The organism is Pseudomonas sp. (genome assembly GCF_050739655.1).
GTDB lineage: Bacteria > Pseudomonadota > Gammaproteobacteria > Pseudomonadales > Pseudomonadaceae > Aquipseudomonas.
Genome location: NZ_JBOIBY010000140.1, coordinates 1 through 2,629 on the forward strand (window position 1 = coordinate 1; position 2,629 = coordinate 2,629).

Annotated in this window: 2 protein-coding genes; both read left to right on the top strand. The window is 60.6% G+C overall.

Annotated elements, in window-relative coordinates; all coding sequences use genetic code 11:
- Positions 1 to 8: 8 nt before the first annotated feature.
- The gene (dnaX, locus tag ACRESJ_RS07050) at positions 9 to 2,081 is read left to right on the top strand and encodes a DNA polymerase III subunit gamma/tau (protein WP_431757265.1); all 2,073 of its coding nucleotides are present in this window, start codon (positions 9 to 11) and stop codon (positions 2,079 to 2,081) included.
- 65 nt (positions 2,082 to 2,146) lie between these two features.
- The gene (locus ACRESJ_RS07055) at positions 2,147 to 2,485 is read left to right on the top strand and encodes a YbaB/EbfC family nucleoid-associated protein (RefSeq protein ID WP_431757264.1); all 339 of its coding nucleotides are present in this window, start codon (positions 2,147 to 2,149) and stop codon (positions 2,483 to 2,485) included.
- Positions 2,486 to 2,629: the final 144 nt, after the last annotated feature.

The window sequence follows — 2,629 nt, forward strand, 5'->3', positions numbered from 1 at the left end:
GGTTTTCGATGAGTTATCAGGTTCTTGCACGTAAATGGCGTCCGCGCTCGTTCCGCGAAATGGTCGGCCAGACCCATGTGCTCAAGGCTCTGATCAATGCCTTGGACAGCCAGCGGCTGCACCACGCTTACCTGTTCACCGGTACGCGCGGGGTCGGCAAGACCACCATCGCCCGGATCATCGCCAAATGCCTGAACTGTGAAACAGGTATTACTTCCTCGCCATGTGGTGAGTGTTCGGTGTGCCGCGAGATCGATGAAGGCCGATTCGTCGACCTGATCGAGATCGACGCCGCGAGCCGCACCAAGGTCGAGGACACCCGTGAACTGCTCGACAACGTGCAGTACGCACCGAGCCGCGGGCGCTTCAAGGTCTACCTGATCGACGAAGTGCACATGCTCTCCAGCCATTCCTTCAATGCGCTGTTGAAAACCCTCGAAGAGCCGCCGCCCTACGTCAAGTTCATCCTGGCGACCACCGATCCGCAGAAACTTCCTGCAACGATTCTCTCGCGCTGCTTGCAGTTCTCCCTGAAAAACATGACTCCCGAGCGTGTGGTCGAGCATTTGACCCACGTGCTCGGTGTCGAAAACGTGCCATTCGAAGACGACGCACTGTGGCTGCTTGGCCGTGCCGCCGATGGTTCGATGCGCGATGCCATGAGCCTGACCGATCAGGCGATTGCCTTCGGCGAAGGCAAGGTCATGGCTGCCGATGTGCGAGCGATGCTGGGGACCCTCGATCACGGCCAGGTCTACGATGTTCTGCATGCGCTGATTGAAGGCGACGCCAAGGCCCTGCTCGAAGCGGTTCGCCATTTGGCCGAACAAGGCCCGGACTGGAATGGCGTGCTCTCGGAAATTCTCAACGTGTTGCACCGTGTCGCCATCGCCCAGGCTTTGCCTGATGGCGTCGACAATGGACATGGCGACCGTGACCGGGTGCTGGCGCTGGCTCAGGTATTGCCGGCCGAAGATGTGCAGTTCTATTACCAGATGGGTCTGATCGGGCGTCGGGATCTGCCGTTGGCACCGGACCCTCGTGGTGGCTTTGAGATGGTATTGCTGCGGATGCTCGCCTTCCGGCCTGCCGATACCGCCGATGCCCCGAGGCAATCGCTAAAGCCAGTGGGGATCAGCCAGGCCACAGTTGATTCCGCAAACTCCGTGGCTGCCGCGCCGGTCGTTGCGCCGGTAGTCGCTGCGGCAGTTGCACCGATACCTGCTGCGCCAGTGGCTCCGGTACCTGCGCCTGAGCCTGAACTGGTTGCGCCAGTGGCCGAGCCCGAGCCTGTGGTTGAACCGGTCGTGGTCGAAGAGGTGGTCGACCTGCCGTGGAACGATCCAATCGAGCCGGTACCGGTTCAACAGCCTGCGGTCGAGCCGGTGCTGGAAACCGTCAGCGAACAGCCCGAGTTACCGCCGATGTTGGTGCCCACGCCTGATAGCGTGGTGCCGGACGCACCGGAGTGGGCCGCAGCGTCGATCCCGGAACCGACCGTGGCCGAAGTCGATGCCGCTACGCCGGGCATGGACCTGGACGATGAGCCACCGTTGGATGAGGATTACATCGAGCCGGACATGGATTCGGCCTACAGTTACCTTGATGAGCTGGCCAGTGAACACGTCGCGGAGCCTGCAGCGGAACCCGAGCCTGAGCCCGCCGCAGCGCCGGCCACGGGGTTGGCGCTGCAATGGCTGGAATTGTTTCCGAAGTTGCCGATCTCCGGCATGACCGGCAGCATCGCCGCCAACTGCACGTTGATCTCCGTGGAAGGCGACAGTTGGCTGTTGCACCTGGACCCGGCCCACAGTGCCCTGTTCAACGCGACCCAGCAACGTCGGCTCAACGATGCGTTGAACCAGTATCACGGGCGTACGCTGACCCTGACCATGGAGCTGATCAAGCCCGAGCAGGAAACCCCGGCCCAGGCAGCCTCCCGCCGTCGTGCAGACCGCCAGCGCGAGGCCGAGGAATCGATCCATGGTGATCCGTTCATCCAGCAAATGATGCAGCAGTTCGGTGCGGTGATCCGTAACGATACTATTGAGCCTGTCGAAGCCCTGGTCAGTCAGGGCTAATAGCTGAAGGCGTTCGGCCAAAAGGCCGGGCGTTGTTTTTATCCAAGTACTTTGAGGTGATTCCCATGATGAAAGGTGGCATGGCCGGCCTGATGAAGCAGGCGCAGCAGATGCAGGAAAAAATGGCCAAGATGCAGGAAGAGCTGGCCAACGCCGAAGTCACCGGTAAGGCCGGTGGCGATATGGTTACCGTGGTCATGACCGGTCGTCACGACCTCAAGCGCGTGAGCATCGACCCAACCTTGCTGCCGGGTCTGGATGAAGACGACCGTGAAGTGATCGAAGATCTGGTGGCTGCCGCCGTCAACGACGCGGTGCGCAAGATCGAAGCCAATAGCCAGGACAAAATGTCCGGCATGACTGCTGGCATGCAACTGCCACCGGGCATGAAATTGCCGTTCTGATTCGCCTTTGGGCGGCAGATGAGCTAAACAAGTGCCAGGCATTGCGCCTGGCATTTTTGTTTTTGCATTGGGTATGTGGCGCTTTCCTTGACGCCATCGCGGGCAAGCCCGCTCCCACAGGGTATGTATCGCTCACAAAATCTG